This window comes from Cellulosilyticum ruminicola JCM 14822, assembly GCF_001311925.1.
GTDB classification, from domain to species: Bacteria; Bacillota; Clostridia; order Lachnospirales; family Cellulosilyticaceae; genus Cellulosilyticum; species Cellulosilyticum ruminicola.
The window spans coordinates 1-21,656 of the sequence record NZ_BBCG01000049.1; the positions used below are offsets into that span (position 1 = coordinate 1).

At 31.3% G+C, this 21,656-nt stretch carries 22 protein-coding genes; 4 read left to right on the top strand and 18 right to left on the bottom strand.

Features of this window, described 5'->3' with window-relative positions:
• Window positions 1-71: 71 nt before the first annotated feature.
• The 14 genes from JCM14822_RS13855 to JCM14822_RS22690 all read right to left on the bottom strand — a co-directional run bounded on the left by JCM14822_RS13855 (window position 72) and on the right by JCM14822_RS22690 (window position 13,369).
• Window positions 72-755 (bottom strand): CpsD/CapB family tyrosine-protein kinase, encoded by a 684-nt coding sequence (locus JCM14822_RS13855; protein WP_054742959.1) that lies wholly within the window; start codon window positions 753-755, stop codon window positions 72-74.
• A gap of 1 nt (window position 756) precedes the next feature.
• Window positions 757-1,455 carry a YveK family protein gene (locus tag JCM14822_RS13860; RefSeq protein WP_054742960.1) on the bottom strand — a complete coding sequence of 233 codons (699 nt, stop codon included), beginning with the start codon at window positions 1,453-1,455 and terminating at the stop codon, window positions 757-759.
• A gap of 26 nt (window positions 1,456-1,481) precedes the next feature.
• Complete coding sequence (locus tag JCM14822_RS13865; protein WP_054742961.1) at window positions 1,482-1,766, bottom strand: hypothetical protein; 285 nt, start codon at window positions 1,764-1,766, stop codon at window positions 1,482-1,484.
• 53 nt (window positions 1,767-1,819) lie between these two features.
• Window positions 1,820-2,380: a glycosyltransferase family A protein gene (locus JCM14822_RS13870; protein ID WP_054742962.1), complete on the bottom strand. Its 561-nt coding sequence runs from the start codon at window positions 2,378-2,380 to the stop codon at window positions 1,820-1,822.
• Window positions 2,377-3,558, bottom strand: a complete 1,182-nt coding sequence (locus JCM14822_RS13875; protein ID WP_054742963.1) for an O-antigen ligase family protein — start codon at window positions 3,556-3,558, stop codon at window positions 2,377-2,379. Before JCM14822_RS13875 ends, JCM14822_RS13870 begins: the two co-directional genes overlap by 4 nt.
• Window positions 3,545-5,371 carry a glycosyltransferase gene (locus JCM14822_RS13880; RefSeq protein WP_054742964.1) on the bottom strand — a complete coding sequence of 609 codons (1,827 nt, stop codon included), beginning with the start codon at window positions 5,369-5,371 and terminating at the stop codon, window positions 3,545-3,547. The genes JCM14822_RS13875 and JCM14822_RS13880 overlap by 14 nt, the downstream gene beginning before the upstream one ends.
• An 8-nt stretch (window positions 5,372-5,379) precedes the next feature.
• Window positions 5,380-7,203, bottom strand: a complete 1,824-nt coding sequence (locus JCM14822_RS13885; RefSeq protein WP_054742965.1) for an HAD-IIIC family phosphatase — start codon at window positions 7,201-7,203, stop codon at window positions 5,380-5,382.
• A complete protein-coding gene (locus JCM14822_RS13890) occupies window positions 7,176-7,988 on the bottom strand; it encodes a polysaccharide deacetylase family protein (RefSeq protein ID WP_054742966.1) in 813 nt (270 codons plus the stop codon). Before JCM14822_RS13890 ends, JCM14822_RS13885 begins: the two co-directional genes overlap by 28 nt.
• 11 nt (window positions 7,989-7,999) lie before the next feature.
• Window positions 8,000-8,914 (bottom strand): glycosyltransferase family 2 protein, encoded by a 915-nt coding sequence (locus JCM14822_RS13895; RefSeq protein ID WP_054742967.1) that lies wholly within the window; start codon window positions 8,912-8,914, stop codon window positions 8,000-8,002.
• A 14-nt stretch (window positions 8,915-8,928) separates the two neighbouring features.
• The gene (locus JCM14822_RS13900) at window positions 8,929-9,543 is read right to left on the bottom strand and encodes a sugar transferase (protein ID WP_278287228.1); all 615 of its coding nucleotides are present in this window, start codon (window positions 9,541-9,543) and stop codon (window positions 8,929-8,931) included.
• A gap of 52 nt (window positions 9,544-9,595) precedes the next feature.
• Window positions 9,596-11,122, bottom strand: a complete 1,527-nt coding sequence (locus JCM14822_RS13905; RefSeq protein ID WP_054742968.1) for a lipopolysaccharide biosynthesis protein — start codon at window positions 11,120-11,122, stop codon at window positions 9,596-9,598.
• A 7-nt stretch (window positions 11,123-11,129) separates the two neighbouring features.
• Window positions 11,130-12,251 carry a glycosyltransferase gene (locus JCM14822_RS13910; protein WP_054742969.1) on the bottom strand — a complete coding sequence of 374 codons (1,122 nt, stop codon included), beginning with the start codon at window positions 12,249-12,251 and terminating at the stop codon, window positions 11,130-11,132.
• Between the two features lie 73 nt (window positions 12,252-12,324).
• Complete coding sequence (locus tag JCM14822_RS19465) at window positions 12,325-13,224, bottom strand: glycosyltransferase family 2 protein (RefSeq protein ID WP_172674829.1); 900 nt, start codon at window positions 13,222-13,224, stop codon at window positions 12,325-12,327.
• Complete coding sequence (locus JCM14822_RS22690) at window positions 13,181-13,369, bottom strand: glycosyltransferase family 2 protein (protein ID WP_083461468.1); 189 nt, start codon at window positions 13,367-13,369, stop codon at window positions 13,181-13,183. The genes JCM14822_RS19465 and JCM14822_RS22690 overlap by 44 nt, the downstream gene beginning before the upstream one ends.
• 169 nt (window positions 13,370-13,538) lie before the next feature.
• Between JCM14822_RS22690 and JCM14822_RS13920 the strand changes: the two genes are divergently transcribed.
• The gene (locus JCM14822_RS13920; RefSeq protein WP_054742970.1) at window positions 13,539-15,236 is read left to right on the top strand and encodes an ABC transporter ATP-binding protein; all 1,698 of its coding nucleotides are present in this window, start codon (window positions 13,539-13,541) and stop codon (window positions 15,234-15,236) included.
• A gap of 25 nt (window positions 15,237-15,261) precedes the next feature.
• On the opposite strand, the gene JCM14822_RS20445 is transcribed toward JCM14822_RS13920, so the two are convergent.
• Genes JCM14822_RS20445 through JCM14822_RS13930 form a run of 4 tightly spaced genes read right to left on the bottom strand, consistent with a single transcriptional unit; the run spans window position 15,262 to window position 16,207 of the window.
• Window positions 15,262-15,438 (bottom strand): hypothetical protein, encoded by a 177-nt coding sequence (locus tag JCM14822_RS20445; RefSeq protein ID WP_157047775.1) that lies wholly within the window; start codon window positions 15,436-15,438, stop codon window positions 15,262-15,264.
• Window positions 15,390-15,602, bottom strand: coding sequence for a class II glutamine amidotransferase domain-containing protein (locus tag JCM14822_RS25125; protein ID WP_157047780.1), 213 nt, complete (start codon window positions 15,600-15,602; stop codon window positions 15,390-15,392). Before JCM14822_RS25125 ends, JCM14822_RS20445 begins: the two co-directional genes overlap by 49 nt.
• Before the next feature lie 45 nt (window positions 15,603-15,647).
• Entirely contained in the window at window positions 15,648-15,878 is a 231-nt protein-coding gene (locus JCM14822_RS13925) for a hypothetical protein (protein ID WP_054742971.1), read from the bottom strand.
• A 17-nt stretch (window positions 15,879-15,895) separates the two neighbouring features.
• Complete coding sequence (locus JCM14822_RS13930) at window positions 15,896-16,207, bottom strand: lasso peptide biosynthesis PqqD family chaperone (RefSeq protein WP_054742972.1); 312 nt, start codon at window positions 16,205-16,207, stop codon at window positions 15,896-15,898.
• Window positions 16,208-16,832: 625 nt separating this feature from the next.
• On the opposite strand from JCM14822_RS13930, the gene JCM14822_RS13935 reads away from it, so the two are divergent.
• From JCM14822_RS13935 to JCM14822_RS13945, 3 genes are all read left to right on the top strand, one after another.
• Window positions 16,833-17,759, top strand: coding sequence for a glycosyltransferase family 2 protein (locus tag JCM14822_RS13935; protein WP_054742973.1), 927 nt, complete (start codon window positions 16,833-16,835; stop codon window positions 17,757-17,759).
• Window positions 17,760-18,112: 353 nt separating this feature from the next.
• Window positions 18,113-19,873 (top strand): ABC transporter ATP-binding protein, encoded by a 1,761-nt coding sequence (locus JCM14822_RS13940; protein WP_054742974.1) that lies wholly within the window; start codon window positions 18,113-18,115, stop codon window positions 19,871-19,873.
• The gene (locus JCM14822_RS13945; RefSeq protein ID WP_334291653.1) at window positions 19,842-21,623 is read left to right on the top strand and encodes an ABC transporter ATP-binding protein; all 1,782 of its coding nucleotides are present in this window, start codon (window positions 19,842-19,844) and stop codon (window positions 21,621-21,623) included. Before JCM14822_RS13940 ends, JCM14822_RS13945 begins: the two co-directional genes overlap by 32 nt.
• The last annotated feature ends 33 nt before the right edge of the window (window positions 21,624-21,656 follow it).

Genomic DNA, 21,656 nt, shown 5'->3' on the forward strand with positions numbered 1-21,656 from the left:
AATAAAAATAGACTGCACATTAATAGTTTTAAATTAATGTGCAGTCTATTTTCATGCTGATCTTATTAATTTTATATTTTGTTTTTATTTAATTCCTTTTTATTGACATCATTTAAAATGAAGCCGACCATTTTAGCATTAATGAGTTTAAGTTTTTCAAGTGCCTGACGTATATTCTTATGTGTTGTACGTCCCTTTCTTACAACTAGTACAACATTTGGGACAGCTGAAGCTAATATTGCAGCATCTGTTACAACGTTAATGGGTGGTGTATCAAAGAATATATATGTATATTGTTGACTTAAGTTTTCTAGTAAATCATTCATTCTTTTTGAACTTAATAATTCAGAAGGATTCTCAGGTTTTTCACCGGCTTGTATAATATCTAAACTTGTATAAGCAGTATGCCCAATAATGGTACTTACATCTTCTTCGTTTTCACTGTTTAAATATTGTGTCAAAGTACTACCTACCTCAGATTCAAACATAAATTGTTGTGTCGGTGTTCTTAAGTTACAGTCTATAATGAGCACCTTTTCACCTGTTTCAGCAAAACTAATGGCTAAATTGGCACAAGTAATGGATTTCCCTTCTTGCAATGAAGGACTTGTAATCATAATCTTTTTACATACTTCATCATCAAGACTTGCTTTAATTGTAGTACGACAATCTTTATAAGCTTCTACAGTTTCAAACTGCGTTTTGTCATTTAATAACTTATTTTTAAGTTTCTCAGGTTTAACATTATTTTTCATTCTATTTCCCCTTTGCGACTTTGCCATTTTGAATAGTAGGAATTGTACCTAGTACTGTCAATTCATAGATATTAACCAAATTATTAATATTCCTAATTTTGGTATCGAATAGGGCATAAATAAGGATGATAACAAGTGGGATAATCGCACCAGCACCACCACCTATTAATACTTTTTTCCATGGACTTGCCATATAAGGTGTTAATGGTGCTGTAGGTGTATCAATCGCCTCAACATAACCTACACGTAAAACATCATAAATCTCTTGTGGAACAATTTCTACCATGGTATTAATAATATTCAGCGTATCTTCTTCACTACCAGAAGTAACTGTTAATGTAATAAATGGACTCCCCTTCGTTGTATAAGTAGCTATCATGCCACGTAATTGACTTGCTGTATAATCTAGTTTACCAGTTTCAATCACTTTATTAAGGACACGATCAGTTGTCATCATTTGAGTATAGGTGGTTACAATTTCTTTAGCTTGTGTAATATTACTAATTCCCTTAGTTAATAGCTCTATATCATCATTACTAACAGCATAAAGTGTTGATACACCTGTATATGTCGGATGTATATTTTTGCTAACAAAACTATACGTTAAACCTCCCGTTAATATACCACACGCCAAAATAATATACCAACGCTTTAAAATCCTAAAAACAATATCAAATAATGATATTTCAATATTTTCCATAATTAGCACTCCCTGCATTCATTTTCTCATATATCTAGTAATTTATACCGTAACAAAATATTCTTAAGTTTAAATTTTAAATGATTTTTCAATGCCATCGGTAAAACTACTAATAACACCTTTTTATCCGTAAAATCTTTAAACCAATTAGAATACCCTATTCGCCAGCATCCTGATATATATTGACTTACGCTAAGATGATATTGCTTTGTATTTTGTGTAATACGTACTCTTTGATTTAAGTAATATACATAACCTTTAGGATTGCTTTTATATAAACTAATGGCATTTTTAGAATAACCATCTTCCATATATTCACATAGGTAAATTGCACTATTTACCAGTTTCACTTTATATTTTAAACTTAATAAGTCATAGACAACAGATTCACCAATAAACTTCTCCCTTCGAAAATAGGGAATAGATATTCTTGTATGATTTTAGTACGAAAAATTAAGGTTAACTCTCCTTTAAAATGATATTTTTCATATAAATCATAGATAGATGTTTCATTAACCTCTTCAGGTAAATAAGTTCCTGTAAGTTTGCCATCACTGTAGGCTTTAAGCATTGCAAGTCCCACAATATAATCTTTTGTTTTTACAGCTTCCCATTCTTTGTAAATTGTTTCAATGGCATCTGCTCTAAAAAAATCATCTGAATCTAGGCAAATGAAAAGTTCTGTTGTACAATTTAGCACACCTGTATTATGTGCTGCTGGTTTACCAGCATTTGTTTGCTTAATATATGTAATATCAACTTTCCCTTCAGCTAGCCATTGTTTGACTAAATCCTCAGTATGATCAGATGAGCCATCATCTACAATTAACCATTTAAAATTATGAGTAGTTTGATTTACAAGACTTTGATAACACCTATTTAAAATATAAGCACGATTATAGGTAGGTGTAAATACTGTAATCATTTTGTAGCCTCCTCCGATTGTTTTATTATTTTCCCTATATTTAATCCAATAATCATTAAACTCCAAAACAGCATTTTAACATAACCAAATGTACATTCTGTGAGACCAATAATTGAATAGATAAAAAGTGAAAATAGAATGATACCCGCCATTTGGTTTTCCTTATATTTATCAAGTTCTTTTCCAACAACAGTAAGCATAGATAAAAAGATAATTAAACTGATGCTACCACCAGCTAAGAATATTTCTAATAAGCCATTATGTGTTTCTACAACTGTAGGGAATGCCGTCCAAATGATATTATTTCTAGGCCCATAACCTATAAGCAAAGAATGCTTCATGGCCTTAAGTACATGGTCCCATATCAATGTACGATTACTTAATGTAATATCTTTATTAAGTCCATTTACGATTAAATCATAAAATAATACTTCTTGCAATCTAAATACAACAACAAATAAATAGACCACTATGTATGTCCATGCTAACCCTTTAAAAGATACTTTTATCATTCTATAAAATACTAAATACGCTAATAAAACACAGGTAACGATACTGGCTGTACCACTTTTAGACAGATATAAAAAGATAACAGCTAATGCAATCATTATTCCAAAAAAATACTTATACTTTCCTTTAAAAAAGTAAATGGAAAATAGTAAATAAATAATTACAGGAATGAGTGTGAGCTGTGCTGAATTTTTATTACCTAATACCCCAACAAAACATAATTCATCTGCAAAGTTTGTATAAGCAATATCCGGTGAAACCACTGCATAGAAGAAACTTAATACAATAACAGCTATGGACAAAATATCCATTACAATTAGAAAATCCTTAAATTTATTTGTACAAGAGTCAATATAAAGAGGCACCCACGTATAAAAAGTATAGGTATATAAAATGCCTACTGTTAAATTATCATTATATAAACCTGAAAATAGCATATTGGTAGAATACAAAAACGCTAATATCAAATAATTTCGTTTAGCTAATGGAAATGAATTTTTGTGATAAATATAATCTTCCTTAAGCTGTATAATCAAGAGTGCCAGACCAAATACAGCAGGTACAGCCTTCCATGCTAAACCTGTATAAAAGGTGATTTTAAGTATCGACATGCCCATAAAAGGTAACATACAAAGAATGAGCACCCATTTGCTTTTAATAATAGTCATATGCCTTCAATCCTTTATAGTTTAATTCTCCGATAATCTCATTAAGTCTTTGATTGGTAGCATCCCATGTGGTTTTATCTATTTCAATAGCATCTAATAATCTTTCATGATTAGAATGGGTAAGGTTATAAACAATCTTTTCACCTATTTCATCAATATTCTCAGGATCATTAATCACATCTGTTAATTCTATTTGATTTAAAATAGATAAAGCCCCTACATTTTGTGAAATTAATAAGTCACAGCCCATGCTTAATGCCTCTACAACACATAATCCAAAGGTCTCAAAATAACTATTTTGAATGTAAAGTGAACTTGTTTTAAACTTCTCTATAACTTCTTTATGTTCAAGATAATCAATATAGTCTACAAAATCATATTTTAAGATAGCTTCTTTATCAATGCCTGCATTACCTATAATAGTAAAACGAACAGGCTTATCTAATTGATCCTTTATTTGTGCAATAGCCTTACAGATAGCTAAATTGTTTTTGCGGCGTATACCGCCACCTACACTAATGATTTCGTACTGCTCACGATTATACACATGAGTTATTTGCTCTAAATGCATCCATTCTACGCCATTATTAATATACTCTAATTTATCTTTATATTGCGGAAAAACAGTTGCCATATAGTCTCTAAAGCGTTTAGATACACAAATAATCTTATCAATATGTTCTAAAACGTATGTTTCAGAAGCCACTAACTGCTTATTAGGTGTTACTTTATTAATCTCTGCTTCCCTAAGTTCATATCCATGCATAATATAAAAAGTTGGTTTATGTAATACTTTTGCCCATTTAATCCCGATGCAATTAATCTTTGAAAGTCCTGAAAAACCTATTACTTTAGCAGGTAAACTTTTAATAAATAATTCAAGTATTCTACCAACCTTTGTTTGAGCTTGACTATAATAAGTCTTAGCATGTCTAACTGACATAAGCTGCTTATTGACAATAGCTGGGCCATTATCATTTTTAAAATCACCTACTACTAAGGTTTTAATACGCCCTTCACAAATACGTTGAATTTTTGCACAATGCCCCATACCTCTATACATATGGCCTAGAACTTCAAAAAAGGACATATCATTTTTATAAAGCTTATAGTGCCTTGCAACATGTTGTAAAATAAATGCCCAACCTAGATAGCGTGATAATCCGTAATAACCAGCCCCCATGCTTTCGAAATAATGTGGATCATAGCCTTTAAACCAGCTAGATTCTTCACATGATACACTGCCAATAGCAATTGGCATATACACTATTTTCAACTTTTTGCGTAAACAGTCATATAGAAAAATATTTTCTTCACCATTGTTAAAATAAGCACCTGCACCAAAAAGGGTATTAAAACGAATATCCTTTTCGATAATCGATTTCCTTTTAAAAGTAATCTCTACAGAAGATATTTTCATGCATGAAAGCCAATTTTCTACATGAGGCTGTGTGCGGAATGTTTTTAAGCGTGTATTGCCAGTACGTATAATTTGAAAAGCTATAAGGTCTGCATCAGGATATATTTCATAAGCCTTTAAAATTTGTTCATTACAAACTTCATTATAGATTACATCATCATCTGCAATAACACAGATATCACCTGTAGCTGCATCTAATGCCCTGTTACGACTGCGGCTTAAGCCAATTTCTTTGTAAGAAAGAAATTTGATTTGTTTACCTTGGTCATCTATTATTTCTTGGTCATTCCTATCACACTGATTAATAACAACAGCATTAGATTTTATATTCATTCGATTTAAAAAGCTGCAATCTGTTTGACGCATAGTTGCTACTAAAAATTCTATATTCATAGTTCCTCCTATTTGGCTATAATTTCCTCTGCTTCGTCCAAGCGTTCAATAACTTGGACAATATCTAGTCTTTGAATATTTTTAGTAAGATCTAAAGTATAAATAATATACTCTTCTGATTTATCAGCTATATTAAAAGATAAATCTTGGAATACTCGAGACAAAGGTCCATTTTTCTTAGAAGGCTTATAATTGATTTTTAAGGCTTCTGCCCCTAATGCTTTATATTTTTCTGCAAGCCAAAGCAATAAACTATGTTCTACTTTTTTATTGGCTACTCTACAGGAAATAACAAGGTCTGTGACGATTGGGTTTGTCTCTTTGCAATCAATTACAGCAAAGCCTACAATGCCATATTCGCCAAAGTTATCTTTACATTTCATTACAAAAGTATCTGTGTCTTTATCTTGTATGAGTGTTTCTACCTGCTCAAGTGCTAATCTTCTACCTGAAATGTTAAGCTGATTTGTACGTTGTAACAATTCAAAGCAGCGCATCACTTCATGCTCAAAAGGTGTACCAAGTGTTAAACTCATTTGACAACTTCTTAAGAAATCATCAATATTTCCTGTCCACTCATCTTGAAGCTGTTTACGTTTTGCAAGCATTTGATAAGTATGCCTACGTTCTTTACTTGCCTCTGTAATTGGTACATCAAATTCAGGATTTTCTAATAACACTGGCACTTCTATGATATCAAAGCATCTTACCATAGGTAAAGTATGAGAAACTTCTTTCCTTTCAAATGGAGAATCATCTACGAAAGCAAATGTATCTATTCCAATATTTAATTCTGTAGCGATATTTTGGATATTGATACTTTTAGGATTCCAATTGATTTTGGCATTCACAAAATACTCTTCAATGCCTAAAGATTTTACCATTTCATAAGCTGTATCATAATCATTTTTACTGCAAATAGCATTTAAGATGCCACGTTCATCTAAAGCTTTAATACAAGCTAATGTTTCTTCCTTAAGTTTGATTTCTTCTGGTTTACTTTCTATTAAAATACCTGACCACATTGTTTCATCTAAATCCCATACGACACATTTAACTTTTTCAGCAGGTGGTGTATCTGTTTGAATCGGTATGATATTTTCTAATGGCTGCTTAAAAGTAACCAAATCTAATGCCGTAATTGTAATAGCTGTTTCGTGCTCTTTAACTTCTGGATAAATGTAAATATAATGTCTTTTATCATAGCTAATATTAAGCTGATCATAAGGAATAACATATTGATTATAGCCTTTTTCAAGCATAATAGATGTTCTAAATTTAGACTCTAATAAAGTTTTTACCTCAAGCATGAGTTTAAAAGGTTTATTTCGATTGATAATACCTACTAAGAGGGCTTCTGGTTTTTTAACACGTTTACCGGCAACTAAAACAATTCCTTCTCTTACTTTATAAAACATATTGGTTAAACGCCATTTTCTAGCTGAAGTTGGTAAACATTCTTCAATATTTCTACCCAGTTTTGCAAAAAACGTTAGAATGCTGTCTAAAGCCTGTATATACTTTACATCTGTTTGTCCGACATTTGCAAAAGCTTCGAGTTTACCCCATTTTTTAAATGTAATATCTACAGCAGGTCCTGAAACACCTTTATAGTTTATATTTTTAGCAATACCATTTTTAAACAGTTTACAGCGTCCATCTTCACGTGCTTCATAAAGTTCACAGTAATGATAACATTCAGGAACCGCACATTCCATACAATGTTCTCCCCACATCAGTGGAGCAACTGTTTTTACAGCTTGATTATAATTTGGAATATCTATTGACGTTTCATTTGTTTGTGTTATATTTGCCCATTCTTTTGCAAACATGCTTTAACACCCTCCCCAATTGTAACAACTTTAATATCTTTATGTTTACTTAACCATTGGCATAGCTTTTCAAATTCATCAGCTGACCAATACCAACCATCTTTACCATAGCCTTGCTGTGAAGGCTTTAAAATACTATGTAACATTAAAATATTCCATGCATTATTGCTTTTGCTCTCTTCTAATAAATAAATAACTTGAGCAGCTGTGTTTGAACTTTTAATAACTGTTGAAGGTAAATGATAAAGGTCTTGTGGAAATGCCACAATACTATTATAACGGTTAAATGCGTAAAAAGGTTTGATTAGTTTAAAATTATTTTGAAGTATATAAAGAATTTTATTAATCAAACTGTAACACGCCTTACTTCTGCCGGATCTTGCATATTGGATATTTGCTTCTTTTAAGATTTTAACGTCATTTTCATCTAATTGAGAATTAGGAAATGAAAACCCTAATACATCTTTTTGAATGACCTGCCATTTTTCAAGTTTTTCTAAACTTGTCTTTAAATCATCAGCGGCAAGTAAATGCTGATCTCCATGGGAGGTAATTTCAAAACCAGCCTTATAACATTCTTGAATATCTGAAATAGACATGGCCCCTTCTGTAGCTGAAAACCATTCTTTAGGTATAAAAGTCTTATCTACCCAACCAGTTGTAATATGGAAAGTTGCAACAAGTCCATATTTTTTCATAATCTTATAAGCGATATCGAAAGTATCTTTTCTTCCATCATCAAAACTTAAACTAACCATTGGCTCTTTAAAAAATAGTGTATCCATGATTGTTCCTCCTAGCTACATTTGTTAATATTCTTAAGTGTTGATGCAACCTCTAAAAATGCATCTATTGGTGAGATTAAAACTGCATATACTAAATACACCATGCATCTTATAAAATGCTTATTACGTTTATGACTAATTCCCATAATTACATTATGCCTAAATCTTATAAATAAGCGATTTCGAAACTTAAGTCTATTAAAGTATGTTTTTTTAAATTGATAAAGCGCATTTTCACCTTTAAGTTTTTCACTACTAGATGATAAACCACCATTACTATGGCGATAAGCAATAATATCAATTCTTGGTAAATACCCAATTTTATAATTACCTTCTATTGTTTTAAGCATTAGATGATACTCTTCTGCAATATCTTGGGGTGGGAAACCGCCTATCGCTAATAAGATTTCTTTTTTATACATAAAGGTAGGTGTTCCGGTAATATGTCTTGTAAGATGATAAGTTAATAAATCTTCTGTAGCCATAGACTTTAATTTGGTATGTACTCTGACATCAATGACTTCTTCTTTTTCATTATGATATTTTAAATTAGAAAAACACATTTCTAATTGATTGTCTAACATATAAGTTAATTGTGCTTCAACCTTCTCAGGTAAATATAAATCATCATCATCCAAGAAGCTAATATAACTACCTTTTGCATTTTGAATCCCTTTATTTCTACTAAGAGAGGCACCTATGTTTTGACTATTAGAAAGATAGGCAATACGATTTTCATTAGGATACTCTTTTAATAAATCTACTACAATTTTCCTATGTGCTTTTAAAGCTTCACCTGCATTATCATCTACTAAAACGACTTCTACATTAGAATACGTTTGTTGTAATACTGAATCTATTGCACGTTTTATAAATGCTTTAGGTCTTTTATAAGTTGGTATAATAATACTTACTAATTCATTCATAAAATAGCCTCCATCTATGAAATCTTTCTCTCTTGTGCTATTTGCTGTCCTTCAACAACACCTTTACTTAAAATAACATTTTTAATTGTAAGCCAAATGATTTTCAAATCTAAAATCAAATTCATGTTTTTTGCATATTCTCCATCATATTGTGCTTTTACACTAATCTCTAATTCATCTCTGCCATTAACTTGAGCCCATCCAGTGAGCCCTGGTTTAATTTGATTAGCACCTACTTCATCGCGTACAGCAATTAAGTCTTCTTGATTCCATAATGCAGGTCTAGGTCCAATGAAACTCATTTGTCCACTTAAAATATTAAAAATTTGTGGTAATTCATCTAAACTACTTTTCCTTAAAAAACCTCCTACTTTTGTAATATAAAGTGATGAATCTACTAATAAATGTGTAGGCATATCATGTGGTGTATCAATACGCATTGTTCGAAACTTTAAAATATAAAAATAAGATTTATCTTTACCTAGTCTTTTTTGTTTAAATAAAACAGGTCCTTTAGATTCTAATTTAATAGCAATTGCAATAATGAGTAAAATAGGTGTAAGTGGTACGATGAGTATAAGTGCAAATAAAATATCAATAATCATTTTAATATAAACATACTTTTTCAATGTTTTATCCCCCTTATTTAACGCTAAAACATTTCTCTTATTATCCTATTGACTAAGCTGTGAGTTTATGATTGATCTTAATATTTAAAAGTCTTAGCAATCTTAATATAAAGCTTTGCATTGTCTGCTTTTCAAAAATGGTATTAATGCTACAAGCCACAATAACAGACCATATGCCTACGCCAAGTGCAACTATCAGCCATTCAAACCAATTTGAAGGATCTAATTTAATCCATAAAATAAATGGTGCATTAATGATAGTAATGATACATAGCATACGTATTACACGCATAAATGTATTTTTAAAAGAAAATCCTGTAATCTTTCGTGCATAATACATATCAATAGCACGATAGCATAACCCCATAATAGAACCAAGCATAATGCCCTCTAAACCTAATAACTTTCCTAAAATACAACTCATAATAATCGTAATACTTGCCTCAATAATAGCCCTATGACGTGTTTCTTTAAAATGCCCTGCTGCTGTAATCATTGTTACCTGTGGTACTTTCCAGCTTGTTAAAAATCCTATTAAACTAAATAATAACAAAAGGTTTGGATTGATATATTGTGCATCTGTTACACCATCTGTATAAATTTTTACGAAACCTAAACCTAATATATAGGTGCAAGAATAAATAATGGTAATAATAACGTAATAAATAAATTCATATTGACTATAAGTTTGTTTTAAAAGTGATTTATTATCTTCAGCGATTAAATCTCCAAAAGCAGGTGTAAGCGCGGTACTAATCACACCTAAGATCATGGTAATTGAGCTAAATATTAAGGCATAAATCGAATAAACACTTACTTCTTTCAAATCACCATATAAAGTTAATAAAACCATAGGTACATTGGAAACAACTAAGCCAGAAATTTGATGAATAAGCACATCATAACGTTTCTTTAAAGCATTCTTTTGTGGTGGTACCTTTAAATTTAAATAACTGTAATGCTTTTTAATGTATAACCTAATGAGTAAAGCATGAAGAACTGTACTACTAATTGAGCAGGTATAAACAAATACAATATTACATTTAAATTTAATAAGTACAATGAGTAATACTGTATTAAATACGAGATAAATACATTTTATAATAGATAAAATATAGCCATGCTGTGCAGCTGTTAATAATACCGTATAACCACCTATTGTAAAGTAGTTAATAATTCCAGTGATTCCTATTACAAGTACAAGTAAAATTATGGTAAGAGTATCAACAGAACCTTTATTGATTACTAAAGGATATACAATAGCCAAAACCCCAATTAAAGCCGTAAACATATAACCTATTTGCCTATAAGATTTTCTAGCAGCTGCAACAACACCATTTATTTCGTCTATATTAGCTGATTGAAGTGGTTTATAGAGTGCATAAGTTAAAGCACCGCCTAATCCCATTTCTAATATGTACAAGTAACTAATAAACTGATTGATAGAAGCTCTTAGACCATTTAGTTCTGAACCATAAGTCACCAATAACATACGTGGTAAAATAATACCTATAAAAAATGTTAGAATTTGTACAGTTGTAGCAGAGAATGTATTATAAATTGCATTGCGTGTACGCATTTTTTAATCACCTTTCTTTATCTTGCTTCATAATATTTGCTAATAGCCTTTTCCATGAAGTCATTACAGTGTTTAACTGATAATGACTAGATTTTTCGATACTGGCCTTGCCCATATGAATACGCTTATTAGGATTATTGGCAAGATCACACATATATTCTGTGAACTTGGTTTCATTTCCTTTTGAAACAACATAGCCGTTAACTCCATTTGTTACCAAATCACTTGGGCCAGCAGAATTAAATGTTACAACCGGTAACCCACATGACATAGCTTCAAGTACAGTTAATCCGAAGCTTTCAAATTTAGAAGTACAGGCATAAATGCTTGCTTCTTTATAATAAGGTTCTATATTATTAGTATAATCTAATAACTTTACTTGATTAGAAAGTCTTTTGTCATTTATAAGCTGTACTAAGTTATTTTTCTCTGTACCTTCCCCAACGATTTTTAACTGCCAATCTGAATGTTCTTTAAGAAACATTTCAAACACATTAATAAGCACATCAAATTGTTTATTTGTATCCAACCTTCCTACTGCAATAATTTCTTTATTCATACATAAAGAGGTATGACGTGGATTAAAACTAAGCGGGTTAGGCATGACTATTGTTTTTAAGGCAAATGCTTTCTCATATTTACGTGCATCAGAATGCGTTAAAACAATTAGTCCATCCAACGATTTAAGAAAATGGCCATAAATTTCTCTTTGATAATATTCATAACTTCCTTCACCAAAGTAACTATCATATTCATTATGCTCCCACCCCAAAACCTGACTTTGTATATAGGGTTTAAGCTTACCTAAGAGGATGTTAAATGTCATAGAACATCCAATGATGAGATTATAATCCTTAGTATCTATAAAAGATTTCCACCTTTGTAATGTACGCTTTGTATAATAAACCTTTTCCAAACAAGATTGTATTAATCCATATTTACCATGAAGCAATTTTCTATTTAAACATTGTACTGCCAATGAGTGATAATCCTTTTCTATAGGTAAGTAATACACATTTATCTGAGATAAATCTATGGCATAAGGATTATTTTCAAGTACAATAGGCTCAGTACAAATAAGGTCTATTTCCATATCACTACATAATGTATTGGCTAACTGGGCAACCACTCTTTGAATACCTCCATGTCTAAAAAATGTATGGTAGATAAAGCATATATGCACTATATATCACCTTCTCTCCTTATGATTTTTTCACCAAGCGTTCAGCAGTGCAAATCATAAGCATCCTAGACGGGTTACGCTTCTTAAGACAAGCTAATTTAAGCTTTCTAAGCAAACAACCTAATCTTGAGCCTACCTGTGGTAATGTTACATGTGCTGCAATGTTTCTGACATCAACTGCATCCATAATTTCTTTAATATATTGATACTTACATTTTAAAGACCATTGCCATTTAGGATTCATACATAGACTGATAACATTCATAACATCTCTTATAAAATACTGTTCTAATGCCTTTTGTGCTTCTGGTGTATATTCTCCCCAGCTTTCTAGGGCTTCTTTAAAGTACTTGTAAACATATAATGAAATTTCATAGTAGTTTTGAGGGACTTTATTGCTATAACCTGTTTGAATAATCCTATAATTTGAATAGATATTTGAAGTTGTCATAAGAGAAGTAATATGTTTGTAGTAGTCAATATTAAAGATAATATCTTGACGTCTTCTTAATTTAGGAAAGCGAATATGATGCTTCTGAATAACAGCCGCGCGATATAATTTATTCCAAGGTACACCTAACAATAAATCATCCCACATGGCAATGTTAATGAATTCTTGCTCACATTGTTTTTTATTCATTAAATTTAATTTAGGTGCTATAATAGGCTTAGTATTTAATAATTCGTTTTTTGAATTATAAATCTTTGCTTGTAAGCTCCAAATTAATAAATCAGCTTGTCCTTCTTCTATTTTGTTATACATGTCTGCTAATAGATGTGGCTCAATCCAATCATCTGGATCGAGAAACATAATATATTTTCCTGTGGCAATCTCGAGACCTTTATTACGTGCAGGACCCGCACCCTCATTTTTACTATGTATCACTTTTGATTTGCTCATACATTTTAGCATATGCATCACATATTCTCCCACTATCATCCTTTGAACCATCATCGATAAGTAGCACCTCATATTCTTTAAAATCTTGGCTTAATATAGAATCTATACACTGTTTTAAATAAGATGAAACATTATAAACAGGTACAATGATACTAATTAGCATATTTTTACCCCCTTGTTTTTGTTCAGACTTTTATTAATATATTTAATTATAACAATAAATATATCTAAAATGTTAAAAAAAATAAAATAAAGACATATTGTCCATTTTTTATTCATATATAGATGAGTAATTAGTATCATCTTACAATTAAAATAGAAAGGAGTTATTTATGAAACAAAAACTTAAAATCGTACAATGGCTTATTAAACAAACTCCTCCTGTATTACCGCAGCTTATTTTTATGATTCTTATCAATAGTGTAACGGCATTTATTGGCGTTATGACAGCATTAGTTGTCAAATCATTAATAGATGCTGCAACAATAAGAGGACATATTTTGAAATGGTTGGGAATATTAGCTTGCATTTTACTTTGTCAAATTGTGCTACGATTTATAAGTAGTTTATTATCAACATACTGCTATACTCAGTTTGCAAATGAGCTTCGGACAAAACTTTATACACATATTACATATAGTAAATGGGAAGAACAAATTGGTTATCATAGTGCCAATATTATTACCCGGTTTACAAGCGACTTAAATGCAGTTACAACACTTATAACAGCGTCTATTCCAGCAGTAATCGCTTTACTTATTTCATTAACAACGGCTTTTATTACTTTATTATATTTAACGTCTATTATGGCTATAGCGGCGATTGTATTATCCCCTCTGACTATTTTATTTGCAAGCTTCTTTAGCAAGCGTGTTAAAAAGTTTTATATGGATATTCAAGATAATAATATTAAACATCGTACTTTCCTTCAAGAAACCTTGCAAAATATCATTATCACTAAAGCATTTTGTGTAGAAAAGGAAAATATCAATACACTTAAAGCAATTCAAAACCGATCCTTTGAATTATCTATGGCACAAACAAAATTTTCAACTTGGACAACGACATTCTTTAATTTAGGCGGCATTATCGGGTATTTCTTAATTTTTGCTTGGGGTGCTTTAAATTTATTCAATCAAGTAGGTACATATGGTACTTTAACTGCCCTTATGCAGCTTTTCTCTAATGTTCAAGGTCCATTCAATAGCTTGGCACATTATTATCCTCAATTTGTAACGAGTTTTGCTGCTGCAGAACGTCTTATGGTTTTAGAAGAATTACATCTAGAAGATAATACCCCTACTACGCTTATTGGTGCTCCTAGGATTACTCTTAAAGCAGTTAGTTTTGCTTATGATGAAACAAAGAATATATTAGACAATATCTCTTGTACTTTTGAGCCGGGTGAAATTATTGGTTTAATAGGGCCTTCTGGAGAAGGTAAAACAACACTCATTCGTTTATTGCTATCTCTTATTGCACCAACAAATGGTGAAATATTTATTGAAGATAATGAACAGCCACAAAAACTGTTACCAAGTTTCAGGAATTATATTTCTTATGTACCACAAGGAAATACACTCTTTTCAGGGACAATTACCTCTAACCTTTATAAAGGCAATCCAAATGCAACACTTGAAGACATTCAAAAAGTCCTTCATTTAGCAGATATTGATTATTTTGTCGATACACTGGAAAATCAATTAGAAACAGTTATAGGTGAAAAAGGATTAGGACTCTCTGAAGGTCAAGCACAAAGAATTGCTATTGCTAGAGCATTTCTTCGCCAAAAACCAATCTTAATATTAGATGAGGCAACTTCCGCTTTAGATCCGGATACAGAAGTTAGAGTACTTGAATCTATTATAAAGTTAGATTATCATCCGACTTGTATTATTATTACACACCGTCTGTCAGCCCTTGCTATTTGTGATAAGGTTTATATGTTAGAAAAAGGTAACTTAACTGAGCAAAAGAATGAAAAAAATACTGTATTAACACTTGAAGTGTTAATACAGTATTTTTATTAGATACTATAAATTAGGCTCTATCTAATTATTTTAACGAAAGGCGCATGTGATGTCCTGAAAGTAATTGCTTAATGCCACTATAAGCAGTCTCGTCAATACAAATTTCACTGAATACACCTTGAAGTGTTAAGAAATCAGCTAACCATTTTTCGTTTAAAGTATAGTCGACATACTCTGCAAAATAGGCTCTATGACGGTGCAAAACATCAATTGATTTTCTAAGTGTTCATAATATAAACTTCTTTTTCCTACATGATGTCTGACACAAAATAAAGTTTGCTTTGCAATATCCCATACGAAAGTATAATCATCAAGTAAATATAAACTACAATCTTCTTGCCATTTTTTATATGCTTCTAGAATGATTTAACTATCTGTTAAATCTGATTGCAACTTTAGTATTTTAATAAGCTATTCCCGGTTATCTAAAACTGCATCAGCTGTAATGATAAATTGCTCCGTAATAAATGGTAGCACTTCATGAAGTGATTCTCTTGTAAAATGCTGCATACCACAAGATAACCATATCCCCTCAAACTGTTGCATCGTAAATGAATCGGGTTCATACTGATTCATTGCTTCTAATAATACTTCACACTGCTTATAATTAAATACCCCTGCAATGCCGCCTATAATACTCAAGTACGTGCCTCCTGATTCTAATTCATGCTCATGATTAAATCTGAATTATAAAGTAATTGCAAGTAATTAATAACTTGTGAAGTACAAACATCTTGTTCTACTTCATATTCATCCATTAACTTTTGAACAACTGCTTCTATAGATATTGCTTCTTCAATAGCTTCCCAAATAGATGCGCCCACGCTGTTTAAAGCATAATAATTCCCACTGTCTAAGTCCATCATAACTTTGTCTTCGTCTAAATCTGTTAAGTACATTTCCTTTTTTTGTATAACTATAGATTGTAATGTAAGTTGTTCTTTGCCAAATAGTTTTTTTTCTTTTTTCATGCTTATAGTCCCCTCTATAATCCTTATATAATCTATCAATTTTAATAATTTATTAATTTTATATATTTGTCAAGATATTTTCCATCGCTTCATGTACACAAAATCTATCTTTCGGACGTTTGAGCTTAAAGTAATTTATGTTTTCTGAGATTTCAATAAGTTTCTTTATAAATATAAATTGAGATGCCTGTATAGTATCGCACCTGTAGTCTAAATAAATTTTTCATAATTCCTATTAACTTTTCTTTACTGTGTAGTGCTATAATTTGTACTTCTGAAACATCATCAAATTCTAATTCATAAATGGCTTTCTTTTTTCAAAGCAAGTGACTTGTTTTGAAATATACTTTCCTTTAGCATAGGTAACATACTGATAATTATCGAAATTTACACAAAGGTTATGCATTGGTTGTTTAGAAAGCTTTTGTTACGGAATGCCTTTATAGGCTATAACTTCATTTGATATCTGTATTTCTTTTGCATTACTCGCCTCCTTTTATAACACATGTCCATTATCATAGTATGAAAAATAATACAGGGTTATTCTGTTTTTTATACTTTAGTGCATATTTGAATATTGTCCATCATATATAACTAAAAGGAACTTGTCCGGAGGTGATTGATCATGCAAAAATTAACTGTCATTATTCCTTGTTATAACGAAGAATCCTCTATTCCGCATTTTTATAAAGCACTTTGTGAAGTAATGTCTCAACTTGAATTTTTAATATTTGAAATCCTTTTTATTGATGATGGTTCACAAGATTATACACTTGAAACAATTAAATCGCTTCAAGATATAAATCCTTATGTTCATTATATCTCATTTTCAAGAAATTTTGGCAAAGAATCTGCTATTTATGCTGGTTTAAAATATGCTACAGGCGATTTAATAGTCATTATGGATGCAGATTTGCAACATCCTCCTCAATTACTTGTTCAAATGTATGAAACATTGTGCCATGCAAATTGTGATTCAGTAGCCGCAAGGCGTGTTACAAGAATAGGTGAACCCCCTATTCGTTCATTTTTGGCAAGATGTTTTTATGCTATTATGCATAAACTCTGCAAAATTGAAATCGTTGATGGGGCTTGTGACTTTCGCTTAATGACTAGACAAATGGTAGATGCACTTTTAGAACTTACAGAATATAATCGTTTTTCAAAAGGTCTTTTTAGTTGGGTGGGTTTTCGTACACAATGGATTGAATTTGAAAATGTAAAGCGTATAGCAGGGGAAACGCATTGGTCCTTTTGGGGACTTGTACGCTATTCTTTAGAAGGACTTATTGCTTTTTCGACGGTACCTTTAGCTCTTGCATCTATTATGGGATTGCTCTTTTGTGCATTTTCATTTATAGCAATTATCTTTACTATTATCCGCCAGCTTATTTGGGGTGCTTCTGCTTATGGCTGGCCTTCTCTTGTATGTATTATTTGCTTTATTAGTGGTATTCAGCTTTTTTGCATTGGCATCTTGGGACAATATTTAGCTAAAACCTATTTAGAAACAAAGCATCGACCCTTATTTATTGTAAAAGAAAATAAATAGAGATATTTAAAAATAGTTTGACAAATAAAAGCTGAGTTATTATAATAACGTGTGTAACGCAATTATAAAAAATAAAAGAGGTGGATTTATGTTTTTACATTTTAATAATCAATTTAATATACAACTAAATAATTGCATAAATCCATCTAACTATAGATGGGCCAAGTAACCAAGGCCTTATATTTTTATAGTTTCACTATATTTACTTTGTAATGAAAAAGGTCATGGCCATGCTATGACCTTTTTGTCTATTTATTTTTATGCCTTCAAATAACTAGCGTTAAGGTCATAGTAAAATACTATGATTTTTTTGTTATATAAATACAACACACTGTATTAAAGGGGGAATTTACTTGTTAAGAATACTCGGTTATGTTTTAAAGCATAAAAAACTACTCATCATTGGTACGCTTTGTATGCTGCTTGTAATTGGTATCGATCAAATCACACCATTACTTCAAATGGCACTTGTTGACCGTGTGATTGGAGAAGGAAAAACGTATTTATTTAAATACGTTATTGGCACTATGTTTGTTCTTACTGTTTCTAAGTCTATCTTTGGTTTTGTCAAAGAGTTTACTTATGATTTAATGTCAGTAAGTGTGCATCGTACCCTTAAAAATGAACTTTTCAAACACCTTGAGACCTTAGAATTTAGCTATTATGATCATATGAATACAGGTGAATTAATGTCTCGTATTAATGAAGATCTTGAGAATGTATGGCAAACAATAGGTTTTGGCCTACGTATGTTTGTTGAAAATATCTTTTACTTTACTTTCAGTACAATTATCATTTTTGTTTTGGATTGGCGACTTGCTAGTATTTGTGTTGTGATTATGATTCCTATTGGTTTCATTGCTGTAAAGATTGATAAATTATTTGGAATCAGTTATGGCAAACTTAGCGATCAAACAGCCATTATCAATACAACTGCTCAAGAAGCTCTCTCTGGTATACGTCTTGTAAAAGCCTTTGCTCGCGAAAAGCATGAAATCAATAAATTCTTACAGCTCAACAGATGCTTTTATGATATTAATATGGAAATTACACATATTGACTCAAAGTATTTACCACTTATTGAATTTCTAACTAATTTATCTAGTGTAGCTATGATTATATTGGGTGGGGTATTTATTTCAAAAGGTCATATTTCTATGGGTGTACTTGTAGCTTTTAGTAACTATATATGGAGCCTTATTTGGCCGATGCGTCAATTAGGTTGGTTAATGGATATTTTATCTCGTAATGAAGCTTCTGCTAAAAAGGTATTCGACATTATTGATCGTCCTTCTAATATTCAGTCACCAGCAAAAAGTGCCTATAACAAATCTATTGAAGGCACTATTGCATTTAAAAATGTTTCTTTTAAATATGATGCTGAAAAAGTCCTTGAAAATATCAACTTAACGATTCCACAAGGTAGTAAAGTTGCTATTATGGGCACAACAGGTTCTGGAAAATCTTCATTAATTCAGCTTATTGGACGTTATTATGATGTTGATAAAGGTGAAGTAACCATTGATAATGTCAATGTCAAATACTATGATTTAAATACACTGCGTCAGCAAATGGCCATTGTGCCACAAGACACTTTCCTATTTTCAGATACAATTGCTAATAATCTCCGTTTCAGCCATCCTGAAGCAACTTTAGATGAGTTACGTGAAGTCTGTCAAAAAGCATGTATCTTAGAATTTATTGAAAGCTTACCTGATGGATTTAATACAGAAATTGGTGAACGTGGTCTGGGACTTTCTGGTGGACAAAAACAACGTTTAGCTATTGCTCGTGCGTTTTTAAGAAAAGCCCCAATCTTAATATTAGATGATGCGACTTCTGCTCTAGATATGGAAACAGAACATACCTTGCTAAGCAATTTGTATGCCTTAGAAGAAATCTGTACTACTTTTATCATTGCGCATCGTATTTCAGCCGTTAAAAATGCTGATTTAATCATTTATTTAGAAGACGGCATGATTAAAGAATATGGTACTCATGACAATTTACTTAAACAAAAAGGCTGTTATTACAATATCTTCTGTAAACAATATGAAGATTTTAATCAGCTAGAAAAGCGAGGTGTTAAAATTGGCTACTCATTCTACTCCTAAATTAGTACGACGTTTAATGGTTTATCTTAAACCTTATACATTACAAACAGTTTTGGCAATTAGTTTACTGATTATTACTATGCTTTGTAGTGTCATTAATCCCTATTTATTAAAAATTGCTATTGATACTTACATTGCCAACAATAATCTCAAAGGATTATTTGTAATTGGTGGAATCTTACTGGGGCTTAATTTGACAAGCTGGATTATTTCATATTTTCGTATTGAGATTATTTCAAAAATTACCAATGAAATTTTAATAACTATTCGTCATGAATTCTATAGTCATATTCAAACATTATCTTTTGATTTCTTTGATAATCATCCTATTGGTAAAATCTTAGCAAGAGTTATTGGCGATGTGAATGCCCTTAAAGATTTATTTAACCAAACAATTCAGTCTTTAATACCAGAATTATTAACTTTAATCTGTGTAGCAGTGTTCATGTTTTTATTAAATGTAAAAATGGCTATTGCCTGTTTAGTGCTTTTACCATTTTTAGTATTTGCTATGTCTTTCATACAGGTTTACTCACATAAAAGATGGCTTGCTTACAGAGAAATTCGTTCAGGCTTAAATGCTTTTAGTCATGAGAGCTTTTCAGGTATGAAGGTAATTGAATCTTTTGCAAACGAAACAAGGCAAGCTCAAACCTTTGAAGGGCATGTAGAAGACCTTTCAAAAAGTTTTATACATGCCATAAAGCTTAATGATTTCTTTTGGCCATTAGTTGATCTGTCTTGGGGTATTGGAAATGTCGTTGTATTCTTTATAGGTTATCGCCTTGTTGTAACAGGTGAAATACAAATTGGGACATTACTTGCATTTTGTATGTATGTAGGAATGTTTTGGCGTCCTATTATGAACCTTTCCACTTTTTATAACACTTTGATTACAAATCTTTCAGCTGCTGAACGTATTTTTGGTATCTTAGATGAAGTACCAGCTATTAAAAATATAGATGAAGCAACAGGTAAACCGTTGCCACAGCTTGATACTATTATAGGTCGTATTATATTTGATCATGTTTCATTTGCTTATGATCAAGAGAATCTTGTATTAGATGATGTTAATTTTACAGTTAATCCAGGTGAACGCGTTGCTTTGGTAGGCCCTACTGGTGCAGGTAAAACAACGATTATTTCTTTATTAAGTCGCTTCTATGATCCAACTGTTGGTAGAATTCTTATTGATGGCAAAGATATTAAAAAAGTAGACTTAGAATCTCTTAGAAGTCAAATGGGCATTATGTTACAAGACACTTTCCTCTTCTCTACAAGTATAATGGAAAATATTCGTTATGGCCGTTTGGAGGCTACAGATGAGCAAGTCATTGCTGCTGCTAAAGCAGTTAACGCCCATAATTTTATTATGAAATTAGAAGACCATTATCAAACAGTTATTAATGAAAGAGGTTCTAGGCTATCACTCGGCCAACGTCAACTCATTTCATTTGCTCGTGCGTTGCTTGCGAATCCTCGTATCTTAATATTAGATGAAGCCACTTCTAATATCGATACTCAAACAGAGCAATTAGTTCAAGAAGGTATTGAGAAACTATTAAAAGGACGTACTTCTTTTGTTATTGCCCATCGCCTCTCTACCATTAAAGACTGTGATAAAATTATGGTTGTTGATCATAACAATATTATAGAATGCGGAACACATGCGCAGCTTTTACAAAATCAAGAAGGGCTTTATGCCAAATTATACAATGCACAATATCAATTGATTTCTGAGATCATTTAAGTATAGCTTTATAATTGCTGCATATACTAATAG